Genomic DNA, 26376 nt, shown 5'->3' with positions numbered 1-26376 from the left:
TCTTAGGTCTGGGTTGTTGTTTATTGCTTCATTGACTTCGTTTTGTTTTTCTGCCAGGGCTTTTATTGCATTTACTTTGTCTGTTCCTGTTGTTTTTGCTGTGTTTAAGTCTGCATCTGTTGTTGCATCCCCTGCTGCTCTTATTGCTGCATTTGTTGCATCTTGTACTTTTTGTTTGGCTGTATCTTTGTCTTGTTGACTTAGGGCAGCTTTGCCGTCTATTTCAGTGTCTGCATCTGTTTGGGCTTGTCCTAGTTCTTGTACTGCTGTGTCTTTTTTAGCTGAGTTTGTTGGAACGCCTTCTATAACTCTTGTTCCATCTCTTTGAGCATCTAATACAGCTTGGTCTGTAGTTGCAGCGTCGATATTGGCTTTTGCCTCTCTTGCCAGTCTTTCTACTTCTGCTTTTGTCGCTGCTTTTTCTTCAGCTGTTTGGTTGTTTCCTGGACCGTCTATATCTCCTAGTTTGGCAGTTTTTCTTTGATCTATTGCATTTTTAGCATCTGTTTTTGCTCTTGATTCTGTTGAGACGTTGTTTATGTTTGTTTCACCTTGTTGTCCTGCTTGTTTAGCTGCACCTTCAGTGTTTGTATGTGTATTATCTATTGCATCTATTGCATCTATTGCATCTTGTTTAGCTTGTCTTACGTCTCTTATTGCATCTTGTTTTTCGCTTTCTGTCATTTTTGAGTTTGTTATTGCTTGTTCTTTGTTTGCTGCTGTTTTTTCTACACGTTTTTTAGCTAATTCTTTTGCTTTTTTCAGTACAATATCTTCTATTCCTGCATCTTTTACATCTGGTATATTATTTTTGTCTGTTTGAGCTTTTATGCTATTTACTACTCTTGCTGCTTCTGCTTTTACTGCATTTAGGACTTCTGCTTTTTCAGCAGTATTTAAGAGATCATCACCGTCTATATCTGCTTGTGCTGCTTCTACTGCTGCCTCTACTGCATCTATTGCATCTGCTTTTGTTTTGGCTAGGTCTATTCCTGTTAAGCCGCTTGCTTTGGCTGTGTTTATTCCGTTGTTGTCTGTTGCAGCGTTGATGTCTCTTATTGCATCAGTTGCTGCTTGGTCTACTTCGTCTTTGGCTGCTTGCTGCTGTTCTGGGCTTAGGTGGTTATTTTGCTCAATTGCTGCTTTGGCGTTTGATCTGGCTAGTTCTACTTCTTCTATTGCGGCTGCTTTTGATGGTGAGTTTGTGCTACTTACACCAGCTATGTTGTTTTCTCCTGTTGTTTGGGCTTGTGGTATTTGGTTTACGTCAGTTATTCCATCTATTGCACTGCTTGCCTCAGTTTTTAGCCTTTCTGCCTCTGCTACTGCAACTCGTTTTTCTGAAGTTGTTAGGTTTGAGTTTGGTCCGTTTATTTCAGCTGTTTTTTCAGCTAGTTTGTTGTCCAGGTGTTTTTTAGCTACTTCTTTTGCTTTTTTCAGCCCAACGTCTTCTAATCCTGCTGTTTTAAAGCTTGTTACATCTACTACATAGTCACGTGTAGGATCAGCATCATTATATGTTACTCCGTTTACTGACGCTATTACTTTGTCTGCTTCTTTTTTTACTTCTGCTTTTGCTAATCGTTTTTGCTCGGGAGTTAGCCCTGCTTCATTGTCTATTAGAGCATTTTCTGCTTCTACTCTTGCTAAGATTCCATCTATTGCTTCTGCTTTTGCTTTGGCTAGCTCTACTTTTTTTGTTCCTTTTTGTATTGCATTGTCTACTTGGTTGTTTGTTGTTGCGTCATTTGCAGCTGCTATTGCATCAGCTACTGCTCGGTCTACTTCTTGTTTGGCCGCTCTTGTTTGCTCTGGGCTTAGGTGTCCGTATCCACCTATTGCAGTGTATGCATCTGTTTTGGCTTGATTTAGGTCTGCTGATGCTTGCATCTTTTTAGGTGATCTTGTTGAGACAGCGTTTATGGCTTGAGTTCCTGTTTCTTTGGCAATTTCTACATCTTGATCTTCTCTTGCAGAGGTAATATTGGATTTTGCTTGACTTGCTAGATCGTCTACTTCTGCTAGTTTTTCTCTTCTTTCATCTTCTGTTAGGTTGTCGCCTGGGTCTTGCTTGTTTTCTATTACTGTTTTTCTTTCTCTTGCGACTCTATCTATTTCATCTCTTGCAGCAATTTTTACTTTAGAATCCCCTACTATCGCTCTTATTGCTTCTTTTCCTGCTTGTTCAGCAGCATCCACACCTCTTACTGAAGATGCTCTATCTATATTCCTTTTTGCTTCTTGTAGTTTTGTATCCACCTCATTTTGTTTGGAAGTTTTCTCTTGAGATGTTAGGGTTCTATTGTCTTGTATCTCCCTTTTTGTATCTTCTGCTATCTTATCTAATCTTGTCTTGGCTGCTTCTTTGGCTAATCTATTTACTGTTACATCAACAACAGTTGTTGCACCAGTAAGTGTTTTGACTTCTAATTTTATTTTCAGCCCTCTTTCGTCTGGTAGGTCTTTAATCGAAGAAGGTGAAATATTTAATTTTCTACCATTTCTTTTTACTTCTTCTATTCCGCTACCCAGAGCCTGAATTGGTATATCATCAGCTTCACTTCCATCTTCTTTGTATCCAGAGTAAGCTGGCACAAGAAGATCTTTTAAGACTTGTGATAAACCGAAAGGAGAATTTCCCTCATTATATTCAAATTTAGTACCTTTATTTAGTTTTGCCGTTGCTACGGTAATAGTTTCTTCAGCATTTTCATTAGCATTTTGACCCTTACCAGTTATCCTAAGTGTGAAATCTTTTGTTTGTACTGCACGACCAGTATTAGTATCTGCTAGTTCGGAAACTATCGAACCAGCTTTTAAAGTAAGTTTTTTTCTAGTCTTATCATATCCAAATTTTAGTCTAACTCCCGAAGTTCCACTCTGATTGACATCTTGTCCTGTAGCTGGGTCAAGAACTAATACCCGATCTACATCCCCATCAAAATCTGCTATATCTATATCTTCTTTTGTCGGTTCTTTTTCCCAAAAGATTAACTTATTATTATTATTACTTAAATGGATAGCTAGGGGTTCTTTTTTGGCTGGGGGTGCTGGGGGTTTTTCTACCCCTTCTTTTAGGTAGGCTATACCGTATCTATCCTGGTCGCCTTCGTAAGTCTTATATCCTGCAAGAAAGTCCAACTCATCAAGGCTGTCTATGGGATTTTTTAGGTCAGCTGTATAAGTTAGTTGGTATTCATAGTTGTTAGCTTCTGTTTCAAAGGATACTATTGCCCTAGTCTTATCTTTTATCCTATCTGCTTTCTCTTGCACCGATTTATATCCACCACTTTGTAATAAACCATCTAGCACATTTACATATCTATCATTAAAGCGGCCTGTAAATCTACCTGCCCCGACTTGTCCTTTTTCCACGTAGGATTTACCAGTTGGGTAGCCGTCTGTTCTTTCAGCATGCAATAGGTGGCTTTTATCCGTATCAGATACCCAGTCTTTTAAAGATGTATAGCTTCCCGTACCACCTGCAGTAGCGGCTAAAGATGAAGATCCCTCTCTATAACCGAAATAGCCTACGCTAGTAACATTAGTTACTAGTTCTGGTACTGTTAGGTAGTAGGTTGCAGCATTACCCAGCCTGGTTCTTACATGACCAGAATTATAGGTTGCCGTAACAACTATTTTACTTTTATCACTATTATTTCTCCCCCCAAATTTATATTCTAGTTTTATGTCATTTCTTGCATCATTTTCATTGGCGAAGTTGGACCAGATTCCGTCTTTGTTTATGTCTTTGTTGGGTACGGATATAAGTCCCGTTTGGTTGGCTTGTCTGTTGCTTTGAGCAGCCCTTCTAGTCCTTCTTAGGGGCTTGCTTGCCTTTTTGTATTCCTGGTAGGCTTCAGATTCTTGCAGGGCTTTTTTTTGCTCGTCTGATAGGCTGTCTACCACTTCTTGGCTAGGTTTTAGGTCTTCGAAGTCTTTAAATGTCAGCTTTTTTAAGTCTTCAGGCGCCATGTTTTTGAAGTCTTCAATGGTAATGTGCCTCTCTTTTTCTTCTGCTTTTTCCTCTGTTTTTTCTTCTGTCGCTTCTCTATCTTCAGCTTTTTTATTTTCAGAGCCTAAATTGGCTGGGCTTTTTTGTCCAGCTGGCTTCAGACTCTCCCCCTTTTCTAAGTCCTGGTCTCCTGTCTTGGCTTCTGCCCCACTTGGCTGGGCGCTTGCTTTTTCCTTATCTTCTTGTTTGTCCTCTTTCTTATCCTCTTTAGCTCTTGTCTTACCTGCTTTTGGGCTTGTTGGATTTTCTAAACCACTTGCTTCTGCTAGGGGTTGGACACTTGTCAGGGTATCTGGATTTTCCTTTTCACTGGCAAAAACTTGTGGCGTAACTAAAAGGAAAGAACCAAGGAAAATTGAACCTACTCCTATCTTGAATTTACGTATTGAAAACCTGTCTTTTTTCTTGTGATACATATTTTTTCTCCTTGTAATATTTTAATTTGTTCTAAAAACTAGGATTTTTAGAACGCTTATGTTATTATCTATATATACTTTGTTTTCCAAAATAAAGATAATAAAATAAGGTTTTTTACCTTTAATTCATACAAAATTAAATTATATATATCCGTTCTAAAAATCCTAGTTTTTAGAACGTTTTTTTGTTTTTTCGAAAAACTGCGATTTATATAATCTGCTATGAAAATTTATTTTAAGTCCTAGATTTTAATTTTATAATCTGTCTTCTAAGTCTTTTTTCAATTCCTCAAAGCCTGGTTTGCCTAAGAGGGCAAACATGTTTTTCTTGTAGGCTTCGACTCCTGGCTGGTCGAAGGGGTTTAAGCCCTGCATGTAGCCAGAGATTGCAACAGCCACTTCAAAGAAGTAGACTAGATAGCCGAATGTAAATTCTGTCATGTCTGGTAATTCTATTACAAAATTCGGCACACCTCCGTCGGTGTGGGCTAGCAGGGTCGCCTCAAAGGCTTTTGTATTTACAAGGTCCATGGTCTTGCCTGCCAGGTAGTTAAGGCCGTCTAAGTCCTCTTTTTCAGCTTTTAGGGTGAAATCAAGTCTGGGAGCTTTTACCTTTAAAACCGTTTCTAGTAAAATACGTTTCCCCTCTTGGATGTACTGACCCATGGAGTGGAGGTCTGTTGAAAAACAAAGGCTTGCTGGATAGAGGGCCTTGCCGTCTTTCCCCTCCGACTCACCGTAGAGTTGTTTCCACCATTCATTAAAATAGACCATGGACGGCTCGTAGGTAACCAGGGATTCTATTAGTTTGCCCTTTTGCTGTAAAATATTTCTCATGACTGCATATTGATAGGCAATATTTTTTGCCAAGTCGGGATTTGCAAGTTCTTCTTGGGCGAGTTTGGCCCCAGCCATCATCTTGTCGATATCTAGTCCACTAACTGCTATTGGCAATAAGCCTACTGCTGTTAGGACGGTAAAACGTCCGCCCACATCATCAGGCACGACAAAGGTTTCATAGCCCTCCTTGTCTGCCAAAGTTTTTAAGGCTCCTCGACTTTTGTCCGTGGTTGCATATATTCTACCCCTTGCTTCTTCTTTGCCGTATTTTTCTTCTAGTAGTTCTTTAAAGAGCCTAAAGGCTATTGCTGGTTCTGTTGTTGTACCAGATTTAGAAATAACATTAAGAGAAAAATCTTTTCCCGTTGTTTTTAGGTAGGTAAGTAATTCTTGGGTGTAGGTAGAAGAAATTGTATGGCCTGCAAAAAATATTTGGGGATTTTTTCTTTCCTTGGCATAAAAATTATAAAAACTGTCATTTAGCATTTCTATTGCTGCTCTTGCTCCGAGATAAGAACCACCAATACCGATTACCACGAGGACGTCAGAATCCCTTATAATTTTTTGACTAGCCTTTTTTATTCTTGTAAATTCATCCTTGTCGTAATTTGTTGGTAAATCAAGCCAGCCTAGATAGTCATTTCCTGGGCCGCTTTTATTGTGTAGTTGTGCGTGGGCTACTTTTACATAGTCCATCATGTTTTTTACTTCTTCTTGGGTAAAAAAGTTGCGTGCTTTTGAATAATCAAATTTCAAATACATATAATCCTCCTAGCTTGTTATATTTATCGTCATTTTGTAAGTTATAAATCTAATTTTTAGTAATATTATATTACTCTTTCGAAAGGGTCTAAACTAATTCCTTTTTCCAAAACTTCCCTGGCATAAATTTTAGCTCCGAATAATGAATGGTCCCTAAAATTTCCACATTCTTTGACCGTGGTTGCTGGAAGAGTTTCTGTTTTTTCTACAATTTCTAAAACCTTTACCAGGGCATCTCTTACTTCTTGGATAGTCGGCCTGCCCCATGTTATCATGTAAAAGCCCGTACGGCAGCCCATTGGAGATATGTCTATTACCCCCTCCAAATAATCACGCATATTTATTGCCAGTAGATGCTCTAGGCTGTGCAAGGCCGCTGTGGGCAGGCTGGCCCTATTGGGTTGTAAAAATCTCAAATCAAATTTACTTATGCTTACGCCCCTGGCGTGTTGTTCTAGGCCTGCACGCCTTACATAGGGAGCCTTTACTTTATTGTGGTCTAAGTCAAAACTTTCTACCTTTGCCATTTTTCACCTGTAAAATTATATTTTTATAATTTAATAATTTATTTTACAATAAATATTTATTATATACAAATAATTTATTTTACAATAAATATTTATTATATACAAATAATTTATCTTATTAATAATTCTTAAATTTTTATGTGGTATAGTGGATAGATTTATTTTTAAAAGAGTATGCAGTAAATAGAGAACCTAAATATTTTAGCAAAAATATTAATTTTATAAATTATTAGTTTCAAAGTAGTGAATAAACTTATTTTTCTAGTTCTGCTAATTTTTCTCTTAGATAAAGGACTAAATCATCTTTTAATTCACTTTGCAGGGCAAAATCAATGGTAGTTTTTACAAAACCGTCAGTTTCGCCCACGTCATAACGTCTGCCCTCGAAGTCGTAGGCGAAGACTTTTTCTTCTTTATTTAGCATTTGAATAGCGTCTGTGAGTTGAATTTCCCCTCCAGCTCCCACCTGTCTTTTTTCTAAGTGTTTAAAGATGCCGGGGGTTAGTAAATATCTGCCCAGGATTGCTAGATTTGAGGGGGCAGTACCCGCCGCTGGTTTTTCTACGAAGCTATTAACTTCATAGAGTCTATCTCGCCCCCCTGCTGGGTCGATAATTCCGTAGCGGTGGGTTGCGTCATCGGCTACTCTTTGCACGCCCACAATAGAAGTTCCCGTTTTTTCATGTTGTTCAATTAACTGTTTTGTTGCCGTAAGACCGTCATTAACTACTATGTCATCACCTAAAAGAACAGCAAAGGCTTCATCGCCAATAAAACTTTTGGCAGTTAAAATTGCATCGCCTAGACCTGCCATTTCTTTTTGGCGTACGTAATAAATATTAGCCAGATTAGAGGCCTGCCTAACTTTTTCTAGTAAGTCTAACTTGCCTTTTTGTTCTAATTCTGCTTCGAGTTCATAATTTTTATCAAAGTGGTCTTCTATGGCACGTTTGGGTTTGCCAGTTATTATAATTATGTCTTCTATTCCAGCGGCCACGGCTTCTTCAACTATGTATTGAATGGTGGGCTTATTAATAATGGGTAACATTTCTTTGGGTAGGGCCTTGGTTGCTGGTAAAAATCTTGTTCCATAGCCTGCGGCTGGTATAATTGCTTTTTTTACTTTTTTCATTTCATCACCTTTACATTTTAATATTAAACTTTTAGTTTCAGTAAAATTATAACATTTTTTTACTTATTTTAAAATAGATTTTCTTGCTTTTTCTAATAAGTGAGGATTTTATTTGATTTTTTAAAAATTATTAGCCAGTAAAAATCTTAAAAATAAGAGGTTAAAAAAGACACCTCAAATATTTGAGGTGTATTTTTTATTGATCTAGCCTGGCCAGGGTTAATTTAGTTTGATATTCCTTACCCTGACGGTAGTAGGTAATATTTATTGTTTCCCCTATTTTTGTTTTTTCGAATAAGTATTTTCTAAGGTCGGCTATGCTTTCTATATTGGTGTCATTAATTTTGGTAATTATGTCATAGTCTTTCAAGTTTGATTTTTCAGCCGCACTTCCAGCTTCGACACTTTTTATTACCACGCCTTTTTTGCTGGTGTCATAATTTAATTTTTCTTCGGCTAAATTTTTATTTATTGTTGACAAGGATGCTAACTGTACTCCCAGGGCTGGTCTTGAAACCTTACCATTTTTTTCTAGTTGTTCAGCTATTATTTTCACTTCATTTGCTGGAATTACAAAACCAATACCCTCGGCACTAATTCCCTCTCTTACATTAGAAATTTTCAGTTCATTTATTCCTATTAATTCTCCCGAACTATTGATTAGGGCTCCACCACTATTGCCTGGATTTATGGCGGCGTCAGTTTGAATAACCGTTTGATACCAGTCGTAAGAGCCGTCATTGTTTATGTCAATGGGTATTTGTCTTTCCTTGGATGAAACTATGCCTCGAGTAACCGAATTAGATAGGGACAGGCCTAGGGGAGAACCAATGGCTAGGGCTGTTTGGCCGACTGCCACCTCATCACTATTTGAAAAGGCCATTATGACCTTAACATTTTCGGCACTAATTTTTAAAACTGTTAGGTCTGTCCAAATATCGCTACCTAGTATTTCAGCACCGACGCTTGTCCCATCACTTAGTACCACATCCACCTTTTCTGCTCCATTTATTACGTGATGATTGGTTACCACATAGGCATAAGCACCATCTTTTTTATAAATTACTCCACTACCATTGGCTATGGCCTGCAAGTCTCCTTTTTTGGCCTTATCTCCAATAATATTAGACAGGCCGGAAAGATTTTTTGGGCTGGCATAACTAACTACTGACACAACGGCGTCCTTAGACTTGGAAACGGCATTAATATTTGTTGTTTCGCTAGCTTCTTCTTGGGCTGACGGTGCAACTTTGGAAATTTGGACTATTTTAGCCCCCTGCATAAAGCCTTGGACTCCAAAAACACTTAATCCTCCCAGGGCAAAAACTGTTGCAAACATTAGGGCGTATTTTAAATTTACATTATTTTTATTTTTTACTGCTTCATTAAAATTAGCCTGATTATTTGCAGAGTCTTTAGAAATATTATTTTCTATATTTTCTTTAGAAGAATAAGCTTCAAAATTTCCCTTATTGCTTTCTTTGCCATGGTTAGTAGCTTCAAAATTTCCCTTGTTATTTTCTTTGCCATGATTAGTAGCTTCAAAATTTTCCTTATTGTTTGCTTTGCTATGATTAGTAGCTTCAAAATTGTCAGCTGGTCTAGCAGAATTATTATTTAGTTCTTCATTTTCCGTATTTTTATTATCGTTCATAAAAGTTACCTCCTGTATGTTTTTATTCTAGCATGCTTAATTAAAAGAAAACTTAAATTTTAATTTATATTGTTTTTAAGTTTTCTAAATGTTATAATTAAAAAAATTATGGGCTGTTATGATTAAAAAATTATTTTATTTTTTACTGTCTACTAAAATTATTTTTATATACTTTGACGAGCAACTTAGAGCTTGATAAAAGATGAAATATTATCAACATGCCAGTATTATTTTTAGTATTTTTACTTTGGCTTTTGGCTTGCTAGCTATTTTTGTAAAGGATATTTTAAAAAGTAATCAAAATGAAAAAATGGAATTTCCCTAGCTCTAATATTAAGTGCCATAGTTTTTTTCTACTATAAGCCCTTTCCAAAACCTGATAATTTTTATGTGGAGGTATACAGACCTGTATTCTTTATACTTAGCCTAATAATTTTTATTTCATTTTTAATTTTTGCAAGAAATACAGCTTTTTTGCAAGTGGAATTTTAATTCGAGTACCCAGTAATAAATAGTTTTTTCTTAATGTCTTAAGAAATGTTGAATTTTTATACAGTTTCCTTGATTGACCCAGCCAGTATTTTATTTTACTAATACTTTACTTTGCCTATAAGCAAGTAAAAAATAAAAATCCAAAGCCTTAACTTTGGATTTTTATTTTATAGTTCTAAAATCCTATTTGAAGAAGATGAGAACTATAGCAAGTTTAATTTCTTAGTTTGACGGATTATTTCTTATAGGAGTTGGTTTTAGGGCTTTTGTGAAATTCTAATATCTTGGACAAACTAAATCTTTTTGGCTTAGCCGTCAAGTCTTTTTTTCAAGACTTAGTATAAGTTTTACCTGCATAGGTAAATTTAATATTTTAGTCCTTATTTTTTCTTTTTAGGTGCATGGATACACATATCTATACAGTCAGCCATTGCTTCGTATAGCGCTTCTGAATATGTCGGATGTCCGTGTATGACGTCCATAACATCATCGACAGTCATTTCTGTTTGGATTAGTGTAGAACCTTCATTGATTAATTCAGCGGCGACTGGACCTGCAATATGAATACCTAAAATTTCTCTGTATTTTGTATCCATAATTACCTTAACAAAGCCTTCACCTTGATTAGATGCTAGGGAACGACCATTCGCTCCAAAGTTGAAACGTCCAACCTTAATGTCGTATTTTTGACGAGCTTGGTCTTCTGTTAAACCTACCATGGCGATTTCTGGGTGGGTGTAGATTGCCGCCGGTGTAGATTTTAGGTCAATTTTTTTACGGTGTCCCATTGCATTTTCAGCTGCAACTTCTCCCATTTTGAAGGCTGAGTGAGCAAGCATCTTAGTTCCGTTAATATCACCTGGAGCATAGATACCCTCTACTGATGTTTCCATGTATTCATTAACCTTAACTCTGCCACGTTCCATTTCAAATTTATCAGCTAGTTGGCCTAAACATTCATTGTCAGGAAGACGTCCTATTGAAAGTAATACTCTATCAGCCACTATATCTGCCTTACCTTCAAGCTTAACTGTTAAATCAGGACCATTATCTTTAATTTCTAATAATTTAGAAGATGTAAGGATTTCTATGCCTTGTTTTTTAAATTGTTTTTCTAATACTGCCGATGCATCTTTGTCCATATTAGCAATTAGTCTGTCGGCCATTTCTACTATTGTAACTTTTGTTCCGAATGTAGCAAATGCTTGCCCTAATTCTGAACCGATAACTCCACCACCGATTACTACCATTCTTGATGGTAATTCTGTAATGTCTAAAATTTCATCACTTGTTAAAACTTTTTCATTGTCCATACCTGGAATATTAATACGAGAAACCTTAGAACCACCAGCTAGAATTACTTTATCAGCGTCGATAGTTTCTGTATCATTTACAAGAACTTTTTTATCAGCAGTTAATCGTCCTACTCCGTTGAATACTTTAACTCCGTATGATTTAAGAAGACCTGCAACTCCTCCAGATAGTGTTTTAGAGACTTTGTTTTTAACTTCAACCGTTTTTTGCATATCAACAGAAAAAGCATCATTTACAAGTTTGATACCACGGTCGCGGGCAGATTTAATATGATTTATAATTTCTGCATTGTGTAGGAATGTTTTTGTTGGGATACAACCACGGTTAAGGCATGTTCCACCTAGTTCTCTACTTTCTACTAAGGCTACTTTACCTCCTAGTTGTGCCGCCTTGATAGCCGCCACATAACCAGCTGGTCCCCCACCGATAACACAAACGTCATAATCTCCTTGACGCTCTCTTTGTGGTAGAATTTCTTCCTTGGCTGTTGTTGGTACTTTTACATCGGCTGAAACTTCTGCAATAACTTCTTTAGCCGCTTCTGTTGATGAAGAGGCCATGCCAGGAATTTCTTCGCCAGCCTTACCAATCCATGCAATAGTTTCTACTACGGGTACTATTTCTCCTGCCTTGTGTAAAATTTTAAGTAGGGTTCCACTTGCTTCTGCCTCTACTTCCATATTTACCTTGTCGGTTACGATTTCTAAAAGAACTTCTCCCTCTTTTACTTCATCTCCTTCTTGTTTAAACCATTGTACAATTTCGCCTTCTTCCATTTCGCTTCCGGCTTTTGGCATTATTACTTCTACTGCCATTTTTGACACTTCCTTTGTTTTTATTTTCAATTAAATATTCTTAAATTTATATAGAGTTTATCTTAATTTTAAATTAGTAATGATATTGGATTTTCGATAGCTTCTTTTAGAGTCTTCATGAATTTAGCCCCCTCTAATCCATCTACTACACGATGGTCAGCTGTCAATGTCAACATCATTATTGGTCTAACTACTATTTCACCATTTCTTACAACTGGTTTTTCCTGAGTTGCTGAAACTCCTAAGATAGCTGTGTTAGGCTGGTTAATTATGGGTACAAAGCTATGAACCCCATACATTCCTAAGTTAGAAATTGTAAATGTTGAATCTGCCATTTCATCTGGTTTTAATCTACCCTCAAGTGCCTTAGTTGTAATTTCTTTTGAAGCTACTACTAATTCTTTTAGGCTCATCTTATCTGCACCCTTGATTACTGGTACTACTAGTCCACTATCCATACCAACAGCTATTGATAGGTTTACATAGTGGTGTAGGTACATTTCTTTTTCATCTTTTGACAATGAGGCATTAACGTAAGGGTGCTTCATTAGTGATTTAATTACTGCTAGTGATACAAAGTCAGTAACTGTGGCTTTTTTACCTGTTTCTGCTAGGATTGTGTCCAGTACTTTTTTACGCAGAGCTAGTAATTCTGCCATGTCCACTTCTACATTTACTACAAATGTTGGTGCTGAGAAGTAAGATTCACTCATACGTTTAGATATAACCTTACGCATTGGAGACATAGGAACTGTTTCCACAGGCCCCCATTTGTTTTCATTTGGTAATTTTTCTTCCTGCTTAGGTGCTGGTTTAGCTTCTGCTTTTGGAACTTCTTGCTTAAGTCCATTAATAAGGGCAAGAACGTCCTCTTTCATTATCTTCCCTTTAGGACCAGTTCCCACGATAGATTTAATATTAATTCCCTCTACTTCTGCTATTCTTTCTGCTAGGGGAGAAATTTTAATCTTATCGTGCAATTTATAATTAACTACATCTTCTTTGTGAATACGCCCTTTTGCTCCAGTACCTGCAACTCTTGTTAAATCTATTCCTTTTTCTCTTGCATAGGCTCTTGCGGCGGGAGTAGCTCGAATACCAGAATAATATGTTTTTTCTACTTCTTTCAAATCATCTCTTTCTTCCATTTCTCTGCCAATGTTTGATATTATTCCTTCTACTGCCATTTGTTTTTTCACTTCCTTTGGTTAGAGATTTTTATTGCTTATTTACTGCTTTTCTAATTTTTTCCTTAATATCTTCTACATCAGGGACTACTAATTTTTCTAAATTTTTAGCTGATGGAATATTTGTATCAGCACCTGCAAGACGATATATTGGACTATCTAAGAAATCAAAGGCATCACTTTCTGAAATACGAGCTGATATTTCTCCTCCAAAACCTCCCGTCTTAAATGAATCATGACAAATAGCTAATCTACCAGTTTTCTTAACTGATTTAATAATTATTTCTGTGTCAAGTGGTACCAAAGTTATGGGATCGACTACTTCTACTTCGATTCCTTCTTTAGCTAATTCTTGGGCGGCTTGTAATGAGCGTTCTAGCATGCGTCCCCAAGATACCAGGGTTATATCCTTGCCTTCGTGTTTGATTTCCCCTTTACCGATTTGATAAACTTTATCTGTATCAACTTCACCCTTGCGTCCGAATAATGCTTTTGGTTCTATGTAGATAACTGGGTTGTTATCACGAACTGATGCACGCAAGACTGAATAAATATCTTGTGGTGTTCCCGGTGCTACTACTTTTAAGCCTGGAATATGGCAAAACCATGATTCTAAGGCTTTACAATGTTGAGCGGCGGCTCCCGTACCTGAACCAGATGCACAACGATAAACTACAGGAACCTGGACTTCTCCACCTAGCATATATCTCATCGGTGCCGCTTGGTTTACAATAGCATCCATAGCTATTGTTATAAAATCCATAAATGTAATATCAATAATTGGTCTCATGCCTGTGGCAGCCGCCCCAGCGGCTGAGCCGGCAATAGCGGCTTCTGAAATGGGTGTATCTAGTACTCTTTCAGGACCAAATTCTTCTAACATACCTACGGTAGTTCCAAAGTCCCCACCAAAGATACCCACATCTTCACCCATTAAAAATACAGTTTCATCAGCACGCATTTCAGCAGTCATTGCTTCTTTTATAGCTTCACGTACTGTCATAGTTTGTTTTGTCATATCAATATTTCTCCTAAAATTATTTCTATAATAATTGTAACAATTTATAATTAGTCTGCATAGTTGTCTTGAAATGCTATTTCTGGTTCTGCAAATGGTGATTCTTTTGCAAATTCCACAGCGTCGTCAATAATAGCTTTCGATGCTTCCTCAAGTTTAACTAATTCATCTTCTGTTGCAATTGCATTTTCTAACAAGTATGATCTATATTTTGCATTTGGGTCTTTTAATTTCCACTCTGCAACTTCTTCACGACTACGATATTTTCCTGCATCAGAAGCTGAATGTCCAAACCATCTATATGTTACAGCCTCTACTAAAACAGGCCCTTTTCCACTTCTTACATGTTCGATTGCTTCTTGTATTCCGTCGTAGACTGCAAGAACATCATTTCCATCTCCAATGTATACTGATTTAATTCTGTATGATGCTGCACGTTCAGTTATTTTTTCTACACGCATACATCTTTCCTGTGCCATTGATATACCATATTTATTGTTGATAACATAGAAGATAAGCGGCAGATCCCAGTTAGATGCCATATTTAAACATTCGTGGAAACTTCCTTCGTTGGTAGCCCCATCTCCCATACAGCAAATAACAATGTTACCAGTTTTTTTCATTTTTTGAGTAAGAGCCGCTCCAGTTGATAGACCGTGTCCTCCTCCTACGATACCGTTACAGCCCATATTGCCATTTTCTATATCATAAATATGCATAGAGCCTCCACGCCCCTTACATTGCCCAGTGGCCTTGCCTAATATTTCTGCCATCATTCTGTCTATTTCTATACCCTTAGCAATAGTTTGGCCGTGGCCGCGGTGGTTAGAAAACATTAAGTCTTCTTTTCTAAGTGGATAAATAGCCCCCACATTAGCTGCTTCTTCGCCTACAGAATAGTGAGTCATGCCGTGAACTAAGCCACGTGAGTAAAGCTTACTCAATTCCATATCAAAGTGTCGCATAAGAAGCATCAGTTCATACATTTCTAAATGCTCTTTTTTTGTCAAATCTTTTGATGTTTTCACCATAAATTACCTCCATAACTATATGTATAAAATACTTTACTTGATATCTTATTATACATATAAAAATTATAAATGTCAACAAAATAAAATAAAGCGTTTTAATTTTTTATTTTAAGCTATTATTTTAAATAAAAATCCAATTTTGAATTATAGCCTTTAATCTTAAATTTATAAAATATTCCTAATCAACTTTAAGAGACCTATACTTATTTATTATCAAATTATTATTTCTAGCAAATCTTTTTTATGTGCCTATTTTCTGAGTTTGTTCGCTATTTAACAGAAAGAATCTTCAAGATTCTATTTATGCAAGTCTACTAAGGTGTATTATTAATCAATGTATCATTAATAATTTTTTCCTATCTCTTCTTTTATAACCCGGCCTAAAACTCTCTTATAAGTCTTTTCTTTAAATTAAGTTAGTTGAGTTCATTATTAAATAAGTTCTTATTTATAGAGGTTGTTTAGGTGCAAATAATATGGAACTTTAGAAAATTTTTCCAAATAAATTTTTTTAATAGTCTATATAAATATTTAAACCTTAGCCTCATTGTAGCTTATTAAAGTAAAAGAAAATCCTGCTATATTGGATAATATTTTTTCACACTCTGCCATAATAGCTCCAAGAAATTCTCCCCTAGCTTCCTCGATATGTAGCAAGACATATTCATCACCTGTTTTATGCTCAAAAACCTTAAATTCAATGTGGTTATGAGGAATTTCTAGGCTATTATTTTTAAGATTTTTTCAGTCTTTTGCTAGATGTATACTTTATTTTTTAGCATTTTCTTTCTAATATTTACAAAAAATTCTCCATTTAATATGGAAATATTTATTATATATTTTTTATCGCTATAAGTAAAGACATATTTTAAAAGTTTTTCTTTATTTATTAACTTATTTTTAAAAATACTTTTTAAATCTATATATTATTTCTTTCTATAAATAAAGTTATTGAAGCTTGAGGAAATATTTTTACAAAAAATTATTCTTGTAGTTCTCTTTCTTCTAATTCTTTTAATGATATGCCCTCTTTGTTTTTCCAATCTGTTCTTCCGTTAGTATTAATACCTAAAACAAAAGAGGCGGCATAAGAGGGACTATTGAAAAGATAATTTTTTGTAATTTTTCCACCTACAATTTCATTATTATTTTTACACTTTAATCTCAATTCTTTAATTGTTTCTGGAATTGATTTTGCATCTATATCTTCAATCATACTTCCTGCTAAAACGACAAAACCTTCATTTGTTTTTATGCACTGGGCTTCTATTGTTTGATTAGATTTTTTAATTTTTCTTGATAGGTAGAAAACCATCTCATTCTGCTCTTGTTCTTTTTCAGATTTAAGCAGGGGAACAAATATTTTATAACCTAAAACCCCGAGAACCATTTTTGAATATTCTACAAAATCTTCGAGTTCTGATTCTTTTTCTTCCGTTACGTTGCCAGGATTTGGGTCGTTAGAATTTCTAAGTTTATACCTGTCTGTTTCAATTGCCATATTTGTAAACTTATTTTCTAGGTAACTTATTTCGGTAGGACCAAAAGAATTATTTTGCGTTGTAAGCATAACAGCCTCAGTAAAATATGTAGCATCTTTTAAATGTTCCAACACTCTGAAAAGTAGCCCCTCACCATTTTTTCTTATACCTGCTTGACCTATGTAAACTTCTACCTCGTCGTTATCATTTTTACCGAATAGAAAATAAACTCCACTTTGTTTTAAATCTTGTCTTTCTTTACATTTTTCTAAATAGGCTCTCGGAATTTTATAGGCAAGACCTGTCCAATTAGACAAGGTAAACTTTATTCTTCCCGTAACTTGGCCGTCAATAAGAAAAAGATTAAAATTTTTACTTTTATTCATATGAGTTCTCCATTTAATTTATTATTACATACTAGTATTATAGCAAAAAATTTAAAATGTTTACTAGAAAACAAAAACGAGCCAGCATAACTGACTCGCTATTTTATTTATTTTAAGCTAATTATAAAATTACTTATTATTTTCATTTAAAAATTCAACAGTTTTTTTGATAATTAGTTCTGATTTGATATCAAAGTTTGTTCCTAAATTTTTCTTAACATCTTCTGGTGTCATTGAGTGTGCGTCTGCTAAAGTTTGAATTTCTTTAGTTACATCTTCTTCTGTTACTTCAATATTTTCTACTTTTGAAACTTCATCTAAAACGAATGATGTTTTGATTTTTCTTTCGGCCTCTTCTTTCATTTCATCTTTTACAGCTGTTGAAGTTTTTCCTGTAAATTGCTCATAAAGTTCTACTGATAGACCTTGACGTTCAAGATTAGATTTGAAATTAGAGTACATTCCTTCTACTTCTTGGTCGATAAGTTTAGCAGGCACTTTAATTGTAGCATTTTCTACAACTTTTGCTAAGACTGCATCAGCGTATGCTTTTTCTGCTGAGTCAGTTTTTTCTAAGGTAATTTCTTCTTTAAGTTTAACTTTGTAGTCTGCTACATTATCAGTTAAATCTTTTGTTAAGTCTTTTACAAATTCATCTGTTAGTTCTGGTAATTTTTTCCCTTTTACATCATGAATTTTAACTTCAAATCTAGCGTCTTTACCTGCTAAGTCTGCTACTTGGTAATTTTCTGGGAATGTTACATTTACATCTACATCAACTGGTGCAACTTTGCCAACAAGTTGGTCTTCAAAGCCAGGAATAAATGAATTTGAACCTAATTCTAATTCGTATCCCTTAGCTTCTCCACCTTCAAATGCTTCATCGCCAACAAATCCTTTGAAGTCTATAACTACTATATCTCCATTTTCTGAAGCTGTTTCTTTAATTTCCCATTCAGCTTGTCTTGATAAGATTTGTTCAATTCTAGCGTCCACATCAGCGTCAGTAACTTCTACTTTTTCTTTTTCTAGGCCTAGATTTTTATATTCACCTAGTTCTACATTTGGTCTTACTGTTACAGTAGCTTCAAATGACACACCATTTTCTTTAGAAATTTCTTTAACATCTATTTCTGGCAATGCTAAGGGATTAACTTCTAAGTCTTCAATAGCTTTTTGGTATGCTGGTGGCAATAAATAATCTACTGCATCTTGGTATAAAGATTCTTCTCCGTACATTTTGTTAAATACATTTCTTGGTAATTTTCCTTTTCTAAAACCAGGTGCATTAACTCTTTTTACAACTTTTTTAAAAGCTACATCTAGTGCCTTGTTAAATTCTTCACTTGATGATGAAAATGCAACAACTACTTGTCCATCTTCTTTTTTTAAAATTTCTGACATTTAATTTTTTCCTCCAAAAATACGTTTATCAATAATATTTCGGAAAGTTCCCGAAAACTCTTGAATTATTATATATGATATGCTCTTAAAAGTCAATTTTTTACAATGATTTAATAAATTTATATACTTTTCATAAAAAATAAGTTATACTATATTTAATTATTTTCAAAAGAAAAATTATTTCTATGAAGATAGAAAAAATTATTAGCGTAGGAGAAATTATATATGGATCCAATTATTGAAAGAATATATAATGACACATCATTAAATTTTAGAATTATTACGGAAATAAATGAATATCTTAATACAAAATACGATGAAGAAGCATCTTTTACATTCGCTTGTATGAAAAATGGATTAAACAGAGACCAAGCAGATGATTTATTTATGTTGTATGCAGATATTACGGAAAAAATTTCATCTAAAGATATTCATTTAATAAATAAAGAATTATTAATAGAAAAAACTAAAGAAAAATTTCCAAATTTAAAAAATGATTACAAAATAAAAAAAATAATAGAAAGTTTTATAAATTGTTATATTTTAGCTAAATAATATATTTAAGCTTATGTACTTATATACATAAGCTTTTTAATTACAATTAAAATTTTGATGAAATACTGAAAATTAAAACACATCTCAACAAATGATGCTGATATTTTCTTGCGTGATTTAAGTTGCAATGAAGCCCTTATCTTTGCAAGTCAATAAAAAGAGAACCTGACGGTTCTCTTTTTTTATATGGATAAACTTATAACACAAAATATTAATATCTAAATTTAAAATAATTATATTTTTTCTAATATCTCAAAAATAAAATTATTATTTTTCTAAAATTTTATAATATAGATACAGTATTTATATTTATAAATATTGATTACCTTATTAAATCTTATTTTAGAGTATTTATCATTTGACTAGCTAGTGTGCGAATTTTTTGGGCTAAAAATTGTTTTAGCGTCTCATCTAATTCTAATTTTTCTAGTGCCTTTTCAAAATCTTCTGCCCAGTAACGTGCTTCCTTTGCCGAGATAGGAAATATGTAATGCTTCTGTTTTAAGTTAGGCATGGAAAAAATATTTCCTGGTGCACCTAGGTACATTCTGAAAAATCTTTTTTGTTCCATTTTTACCTTTTCAAAACCGTTATGGAATAAAATATTTATTCTGTCATCATTAGCAATTATTTCATCATATAGAATATCAATTAATAAATCAATTTTTTCATCGCCTATTTGGTCGTATAAATTCATCATAGTCTCCCGAGTATATTTATTTTTGGCTCTTATTATAAAATTATGGCAAATTTATGTCAAGTTTTAGAACTTTTATAAAATTATTTAGTAAGTAATTTTTTAAAGACTTGCACCTTGTCCAATTTTTCCCAAGTAAAGTCTTTATCGTCACGCCCAAAATGTCCGTAAGCTGCCGTTTTACTAAAAATGGGACGACGTAAATTTAATGTTTCTATAATTCCGTTCGGTGTCAAACTAAAGTTTTCTTTAATAACTTTTACAATATCCCCCTCGTCAACTTTAGAACTTCCAAATGAATCTATAAAAATAGAAACTGGATTTGCTACACCTATGGCATAAGCCAGCTGAACTTCTACCTTGTCGCAAACACCACTAGCCACAATATTTTTAGCAATGTATCTTGCCATGTAAGCTGCTGAACGGTCTACCTTAGTTGCATCTTTTCCACTAAAAGCTCCACCACCATGGCGAGCGTAACCGCCATAAGTGTCTACAATAATTTTACGTCCTGTTAAGCCTGCGTCCCCTACTGGCCCACCAATTACAAATCGTCCAGTCGGATTGATAAAATATTTTGTATTCTCATCAAGTAAACTTTCATCAAGACAAGGTTTTATTACATACTCTTTTATATCTTTATGAATTTGTTCTTGACTAACTTCTTCGGCGTGTTGAGTTGATACAACAACAGTGTCAATTCTCTGTGCCTTGTTATTCAAATCATATTCGACAGTTACTTGAACCTTGCCGTCTGGTTTTAAGTAAGATAAAGTTCCGTCTTTTCTAATTTCTGCAAGTTTTTTTGATAATTTATGACTTAGATGAATTGGTAGGGGTATATAAGAATCTGTTTCATTGGTTGCAAAACCAAACATTAGCCCCTGGTCGCCTGCACCAACTTCTTTAATAGAATTTTCTCTAGTTTCTATGGCGTCATCAACACCCTGAGCTATATCTGGCGATTGTTTATCGAGTGCAACTAAAACTGATATTGCATCTCCTGAATAACCACTACTCGCATCGTTATAACCGATATTATTTATCGTATCACGAACAACTTTTTGAAAATCTACATTTGCTGTTGTTGAAATTTCTCCTATTAGAACTGCAAGTCCCGTATTAACTGCTGTTTCGCAAGCAACACGACCATAAGGGTCTTGGGCTAAAACCGCGTCTAAAACTGCATCAGACACTTGGTCTGCTATTTTGTCAGGGTGTCCTTCTGTTACTGATTCTGATGTAAATAAATATGTTTTTGCCATTTTTCTTCCTCGCTATTAATCTATTTTTTATTTTTTATTTTTTATTTTTTATTTTTTATTTTTTATTTTTTATTTTTTAACAAAATAAAAACTCCTTTCTCGAACGTCCGAGAAAGGAGTAATTTTTTCTCATCGTTCAAAGTAAATACTTTGCTTAGGTTAGCACCTTTGTATTTTATACTAGGTTGCTGGAGTTCATCGGGCCTTATCCCTCACTCACTCTTGATAAGTTTTATTTTTATCTTTTATATTTTATTATATGAAATTTTTTTTGTCAATAAAATTAACCTTGTAATGATTGCACTGCTGTAATTAGGGCAAGTTTAATTACATCTATTTCATCACAACCACGAGATAAATCATTTACAGGTGCATTAAGTCCTTGCAAGATTGGTCCAATAGCTTCAAATTGTCCAAGACGTTGTGCAATTTTATAGCCGATATTTCCAGCTTCTAAACTTGGGAAAACATAAACATTTGCGTCCCCTTGAATTTCTGAATCTGGGCATTTTAATTTTGCAACACCTGGTACAAAGGCAGCGTCAAATTGAATTTCTCCGACTACTGGTACTATTGGTGCTTTTTCTCTAAATAATTTTGTTGCTTCGGCTACTTTTTGGCTGTCTGGTGTTGACGCTGAACCTAGTGTAGAAAAACTTAGCATGGCTACTCTTGGTGTTACGTTAAAACTTTTTGCTGTTTTTGCACTTTCTACTGCAACTTCTGCTAGACCTTCTGCATCTAAAGTTGGGTTGATAGCACAGTCTGCAAATATAAATCTTGTTGCGTTACGGCTCATAATAAAGGCTCCTGAAGTACGTTTAACTCCTGGTTTTGTTTTTATTATTTGAAGAGCTGGACGAACAGTATCTCCTGTTGAATGTGTTGCTCCCGATACAAGACCAGCAACTTTTTTCATGTATACTAGCATTGTACCGAAGTAGTTTACATCTTTTAATAATTCTCTTGCTTGTTCTTCTGTTACTTTTCCTGCTCTGCGTTCTACAAAAGCTGCAAGCATTTCATCTATTTCGTCATAGTTAAGGTGATCAATAATTTCTAAACCACTTGTTTGTAAGAATAATGAATTACCTAATTCTTTTAGTTCCTCTGGTTTACCCAGAACAACTGGTTGAAGGTGAGTAGTAAGACTTAATCTTACCGCCGCTGAAAGAATACGTTTATCATTCCCTTCTGGAAAAACTATACGAACTTTTTTGCCTTCAAGTTTTTCCTGTATTTCTTCGAACAAATCTTTTCTTGCTGTTACCATTTTAAATAACTCCCTTTTTTAATTTTTTATTATATCTATTATGTGTTTTACGGCTGTTAAATCTATTGCATCGATTATGCGTCCGTTTCCTATCACACTATATCCTATTATAACACCTATATAAAGTATTGCAAAGCAAATTATTAAAAATTTTATAACTTTTAATACCTTAATAAAAAATTTATTTATTTCTTGTGTTTTCTTATGTAGTTCAGCCATTAAAACACTCCTATTCTTCTATGCGAACAATATCTGCTCCTAATTTCCTTAATTTATTTTCTATATCTACATAGCCCCTATCTATATGCTCTATATGAGATATTGTAGTTTGACCGTGAGATATAAGACCAGCAATTATAAGTGCTGCACCTGCTCTTAAGTCGGTAGCCTTAACATTTGTACCCTCTAGTTTTGTTAAACCTTCGATTAAGGCACTGCGTCCTTCTATACGAATTTTTGCATTCATTCTTCTTAGTTCTTCGACGTGCATAAATCTATTTTCAAAAATTGTTTCTGTGATTGTAGAAACTCCTTTGGCTAGTAAGCTTAATACCATGATAATAGATTGCATATCTGTTAAAAATCCTGGATGAGGTAGAGTTTTTACATCTATGGGTTTTAGATATTCTTTAGTATTACGAACACGCATTGCATTTTCTAAAACTTCTATTTCAATACCCATTTCTCGCATTTTTGCTACTAGGGCTACATTATCTTCATATCTTGCTCCCCTGACTAAGACATTACCTTTTGTTGCGGCGGTAGCTATCATGTAGGTAGCGGCTTCTACCCTGTCAGGCATTATTGTATGTTCTGCACCATGTAATTTTTCAACACCTTCTATTACTAAGCGTGGTGTATTTTCTCCACTAATTTTTGCTCCCATTTTTTTTAGAAAGGCTATCATATCCCCAATTTCTGGTTCTTGTGCGGCGTTTTCTAAAATTGTTGTTCCTTTTGCTAGGCAAGATGCCATGATAACATTTTGCGTTGCTCCGACACTGGGAAAGTCAAAGAAAATTGTTGTTCCATTAAGTCCATTTTCTGCTTTTAATTCTACATAACCAGCATCTTGGATAATTTCAGCACCAAGGCATTCAAAACCTTTTAAGTGTTGTTCTATGGGTCTACTCCCTATTGCACAACCACCAGGCATAGCAACTTTAGCAAATTTTTCTCTTGCTAATATGGGGGCTGCCACTAAAAATGAAGCTCGCATTTTACTGACAAATTCAAAAGATGCTTCTTGTTTCAAATTATTTCTTGCGTCTATTTCTAAAATTTTTGCTTGTGGGTCGTAAATAACCTTAACTCCAATAGAAGCTAAGAGATTACTTATTATTTTTAAATCTGAAAGATTTGGTACATTATAAAATTTACTTGTTCCTTCGGTAGCTAGCAAAGCTGAAGTTACGATAGGCAAAACTGCATTTTTTGCTCCTTCTATTTGTACCTCTCCCATTAAAGGTCTCCCACCTTTAACTACTATTTTATTCAAAATATTTCCTCCATTAACACAATATATCGAAATAATAATAACACATTTACAATAATAATACAAAATATTATTTTAAAATAAAAATTTCTAATCTATCTTCAAGAAAAATTAAAAAATTCTTTTTAATACTCTTAAAAATATTTTTATGCTAAAATTATTAATGCAAATAAAATTAACTATAATACTATAATATAGAAAGAGAGTGTTACTTTGAATTTTAAAGAAATAATAAAAGAACAGGATTTATTCGCTTTATTTAACGAAGCAACAATCGGAATTGAAAAAGAGGGGCAAAGAGTTCTCAAAAATGCAGAAATAGCAAAAACTCCTCACCCTAAAAATATAGGAAATAGACAAAATCACCCTTACATTCAAACAGATTTTGCAGAATCGCAGGTTGAATTAATAACATCTCCAGAAGAAAATAGCAGGGAAGTATATAGATATCTTAGTGCCATCCACGAAGTTTTATTGAGAAAATTGCCACAAGATGAATTTATATGGCCGCTTAGTATTCCGGCAATTCTTCCTAAAGAAGAAGATATACAGGTTGCTCAATTTGATAAAAAAGAAGATGTTGAATACCGTGAATATTTGGTTAGTGTTTATGGCAAATATATTCAAATGATTTCTGGTATTCATTATAATTTTGGTTTCTCCCAAGATTTTATAAATAGATTGGTAGAGATAACAAAATTAGAAGAAAATATTTTACGCAATAAGCTGTATATGAAATTAGCTAGACAATTTATTCGTTATCAGTGGCTACTAGTTTATTTTTACGGGGCTAGTCCCCTAGCACCAGATGAATTTTTTACAAAACTGAAAAATCCTAAAAAAATAGTTCGAAGTCTTAGAACGAGTAAATATGGTTATGTCAATGATGAAAGTATCAAAGTTTCTTTTGCTTCCATAGAAGAGTATGCAAAAACTTTAACTGGGTTTGTAGCTGAGGGTAAACTTATTGCAGAAAAAGAATTTTATTCGAGCGTTCGTTTTAGAGGAGCGGGTAAGGTTCTTGACTTGCAGAAAAAAGGAATCCAGTATTTAGAATTTAGGTTGTTTGATATTAATCCATTTGCTCCTTATGGTATTAAGGAAGAAGATATTCGTTTTATTCAATTATTTGCCATGCTCTTATTATGGTTAGATGAAGAAGATGAAAAAACTTCTGTCGAGATAGGAAAAAATTATAGTGAACAAATTGCCCTAGATAATCCACTTAAATCTCCTATATTTTTAAAAGAAGCTGAATATTTATTAAATAACTTGTTAGAAATAATAGAAAATGCAAACTTTAGTTTAGAAGATAAGAAATTAGTTGAAAATAAAATAAAAGAAATCTACAATCCTAAACTAACTGTTGGTGGTAAACTATGGCTTGAATATGAAAAAGTTGGGAGCATGGCAGACCTAGGAAGTAAGTTAGCCATAGAATATAAAAATCAAGCACTAGAAAAATATTATTCACTAACTGCCTTTTCTAATATGGAACTATCAACACAAGCCTTGATGAGTGATGCCATTGCACAAGGTATTAGCATAAAAATTCTCGATGAACAAGACCAATTTTTAAAACTTTCATACGGCAAGCACACTGAATATGTAAAAAATGGCAATATGACAAAATACGACACCTACATTTCTCCCTTAATTATGGAAAATAAGGTCGTTACAAAAAAAATATTGGCAGAAAATAATTTCAGAGTGCCAAAAAGTTATCAGTACAATAGTATCGACAAGGCAAAAAGCGAATTTGAAAAAATTAGGGGCAAGGCCATAGTCATAAAACCAAAAAGTACAAACTTTGGTCTGGGTATTACAATTTTTAAAAATGGAATTAATAATTTAGACGACTACGAAAAGGCTCTGTCAATCGCCTTGAAAGAAGACAAGGAAATAATGGTAGAAGAATTTATCGAGGGAACAGAATATAGATTTTTTGTTCTTGGCGATAAAACTCTAGCAGTCTTGCTAAGAGTACCTGCCAATGTTATTGGCAACGGCAAGTCGACAATAGCTGAATTAGTTGCTAAAAAAAATGAAAATTCTCTGCGTGGTGATGGGCTATCCTCTCCCCTGAAAAAAATTCAGTTGGGAGATATAGAATTATTACAGCTAAAAGAGCAAGGTTTAAATGCTACTAGTATCTTGGCTGAGGGGAAAATTGCCTATCTCCGTGCCAACTCTAATATTTCTACTGGTGGCGACTCTATCGATATGACAGACCGAGTAGATGAAAGTTATAAAAATTTAGCTGTGGGAATAACGCAAGCTATGGGGGCAAAAATTTGCGGTGTCGACCTAATTATAGAAGATATAGAGACTGTTGCCACAAATAAAAATTACGGTGTTATTGAAGCCAACTTCAACCCCATGATGATGATGCACATTTTTCCAGCAGAGGGTAAAAGTCATAGGTTAACAGAAGAGGTTTTGAAAATCTTATTTCCTGAAAAATATTAAAAAAATAAGCTAGAAATTCTAGCTTGTTTTATTTTAAATTTTTAAATTTTTTTATTAAATTTATTGCTATAAGTTTATAGTAAAATAAAATTCTTTATTTCTTTATATTTTCATTATATAATTTTACGATATAAAATTTTAAAGGAGA

Annotated in this window: 20 protein-coding genes and 1 riboswitch; of the genes, 3 read left to right on the top strand and 17 right to left on the bottom strand. The window is 34.2% G+C overall.

Going from position 1 to position 26376, the window contains the following annotated elements; translation table 11 throughout:
- The 5 genes from KMP12_RS03230 to KMP12_RS03210 form a co-directional block, all read right to left on the bottom strand.
- Nucleotides 1–4431: DUF1542 domain-containing protein (locus KMP12_RS03230; RefSeq protein ID WP_215756307.1), on the bottom strand; the 4431-nt coding region annotated here is incomplete at its 3' end.
- A gap of 255 nt (nt 4432–4686) precedes the next feature.
- Complete coding sequence (locus tag KMP12_RS03225) at nt 4687–6033, bottom strand: glucose-6-phosphate isomerase (protein WP_215756306.1); 1347 nt, start codon at nt 6031–6033, stop codon at nt 4687–4689.
- Between the two features lie 65 nt (nt 6034–6098).
- Entirely contained in the window at nt 6099–6560 is a 462-nt protein-coding gene (locus KMP12_RS03220; RefSeq protein WP_215756305.1) for an S-ribosylhomocysteine lyase, read from the bottom strand.
- Nucleotides 6561–6813: 253 nt separating this feature from the next.
- Nucleotides 6814–7692 carry a UTP--glucose-1-phosphate uridylyltransferase GalU gene (gene galU / locus KMP12_RS03215; RefSeq protein ID WP_215756304.1) on the bottom strand — a complete coding sequence of 293 codons (879 nt, stop codon included), beginning with the start codon at nt 7690–7692 and terminating at the stop codon, nt 6814–6816.
- Between the two features lie 196 nt (nt 7693–7888).
- Nucleotides 7889–9346 (bottom strand): S1C family serine protease, encoded by a 1458-nt coding sequence (locus tag KMP12_RS03210; RefSeq protein WP_215756303.1) that lies wholly within the window; start codon nt 9344–9346, stop codon nt 7889–7891.
- 202 nt (nt 9347–9548) lie between these two features.
- On the opposite strand from KMP12_RS03210, the gene KMP12_RS07690 reads away from it, so the two are divergent.
- Nucleotides 9549–9671 carry a hypothetical protein gene (locus KMP12_RS07690; protein ID WP_256442615.1) on the top strand — a complete coding sequence of 41 codons (123 nt, stop codon included), beginning with the start codon at nt 9549–9551 and terminating at the stop codon, nt 9669–9671.
- Between the two features lie 547 nt (nt 9672–10218).
- Here KMP12_RS07690 and lpdA read toward each other — a convergent pair.
- The 7 genes from lpdA to tig form a co-directional block, all read right to left on the bottom strand.
- Entirely contained in the window at nt 10219–11967 is a 1749-nt protein-coding gene (lpdA, locus tag KMP12_RS03205; protein ID WP_215756302.1) for a dihydrolipoyl dehydrogenase, read from the bottom strand.
- A 68-nt stretch (nt 11968–12035) separates the two neighbouring features.
- Entirely contained in the window at nt 12036–13154 is a 1119-nt protein-coding gene (locus KMP12_RS03200) for a dihydrolipoamide acetyltransferase (RefSeq protein WP_252344680.1), read from the bottom strand.
- 31 nt (nt 13155–13185) lie between these two features.
- Nucleotides 13186–14172 (bottom strand): alpha-ketoacid dehydrogenase subunit beta, encoded by a 987-nt coding sequence (locus tag KMP12_RS03195; protein WP_215756301.1) that lies wholly within the window; start codon nt 14170–14172, stop codon nt 13186–13188.
- 50 nt (nt 14173–14222) lie between these two features.
- Nucleotides 14223–15203, bottom strand: a complete 981-nt coding sequence (locus KMP12_RS03190; RefSeq protein WP_215756300.1) for a thiamine pyrophosphate-dependent dehydrogenase E1 component subunit alpha — start codon at nt 15201–15203, stop codon at nt 14223–14225.
- 531 nt (nt 15204–15734) lie between these two features.
- Entirely contained in the window at nt 15735–15860 is a 126-nt protein-coding gene (locus KMP12_RS07685) for a hypothetical protein (RefSeq protein WP_256442614.1), read from the bottom strand.
- 325 nt (nt 15861–16185) lie between these two features.
- Complete coding sequence (locus KMP12_RS03185) at nt 16186–17070, bottom strand: GIY-YIG nuclease family protein (RefSeq protein ID WP_215756299.1); 885 nt, start codon at nt 17068–17070, stop codon at nt 16186–16188.
- Nucleotides 17071–17199: 129 nt separating this feature from the next.
- On the bottom strand, nt 17200–18474 hold the full coding sequence (tig, locus tag KMP12_RS03180; protein ID WP_215756298.1) for a trigger factor: 1275 nt from the start codon (nt 18472–18474) through the stop codon (nt 17200–17202).
- A 225-nt stretch (nt 18475–18699) separates the two neighbouring features.
- Between tig and KMP12_RS03175 the strand changes: the two genes are divergently transcribed.
- The gene (locus KMP12_RS03175) at nt 18700–19029 is read left to right on the top strand and encodes a hypothetical protein (RefSeq protein WP_215756297.1); all 330 of its coding nucleotides are present in this window, start codon (nt 18700–18702) and stop codon (nt 19027–19029) included.
- 337 nt (nt 19030–19366) lie between these two features.
- On the opposite strand, the gene KMP12_RS03170 is transcribed toward KMP12_RS03175, so the two are convergent.
- The 5 genes from KMP12_RS03170 to murA form a co-directional block, all read right to left on the bottom strand.
- Entirely contained in the window at nt 19367–19726 is a 360-nt protein-coding gene (locus KMP12_RS03170) for a truncated hemoglobin (RefSeq protein WP_215756296.1), read from the bottom strand.
- An 83-nt stretch (nt 19727–19809) separates the two neighbouring features.
- Nucleotides 19810–20991 carry a methionine adenosyltransferase gene (gene metK / locus KMP12_RS03165; RefSeq protein WP_215756295.1) on the bottom strand — a complete coding sequence of 394 codons (1182 nt, stop codon included), beginning with the start codon at nt 20989–20991 and terminating at the stop codon, nt 19810–19812.
- A 126-nt stretch (nt 20992–21117) separates the two neighbouring features.
- Nucleotides 21118–21223: riboswitch (SAM riboswitch) on the bottom strand.
- Nucleotides 21224–21274: 51 nt separating this feature from the next.
- Complete coding sequence (pta, locus tag KMP12_RS03160; RefSeq protein WP_215756294.1) at nt 21275–22264, bottom strand: phosphate acetyltransferase; 990 nt, start codon at nt 22262–22264, stop codon at nt 21275–21277.
- 18 nt (nt 22265–22282) lie between these two features.
- On the bottom strand, nt 22283–22483 hold the full coding sequence (locus tag KMP12_RS03155) for a DNA-directed RNA polymerase subunit beta (RefSeq protein WP_215756293.1): 201 nt from the start codon (nt 22481–22483) through the stop codon (nt 22283–22285).
- Between the two features lie 10 nt (nt 22484–22493).
- Nucleotides 22494–23762, bottom strand: a complete 1269-nt coding sequence (gene murA / locus KMP12_RS03150; RefSeq protein ID WP_215756292.1) for a UDP-N-acetylglucosamine 1-carboxyvinyltransferase — start codon at nt 23760–23762, stop codon at nt 22494–22496.
- A gap of 210 nt (nt 23763–23972) precedes the next feature.
- Here murA and gshAB point away from each other — a divergent pair, with 210 nt between their 5' ends.
- Entirely contained in the window at nt 23973–26228 is a 2256-nt protein-coding gene (gene gshAB / locus KMP12_RS03145) for a bifunctional glutamate--cysteine ligase GshA/glutathione synthetase GshB (protein WP_215756291.1), read from the top strand.
- Nucleotides 26229–26376 lie beyond the last annotated feature (148 nt).

This window comes from Gemella sp. zg-1178 (assembly GCF_018790995.1).
Taxonomy (GTDB): domain Bacteria; phylum Bacillota; class Bacilli; order Staphylococcales; family Gemellaceae; genus Gemelliphila.
Note: the sequence above shows the minus strand (reverse complement) of the source record. Positions and strands in the feature narration are given on the sequence as shown.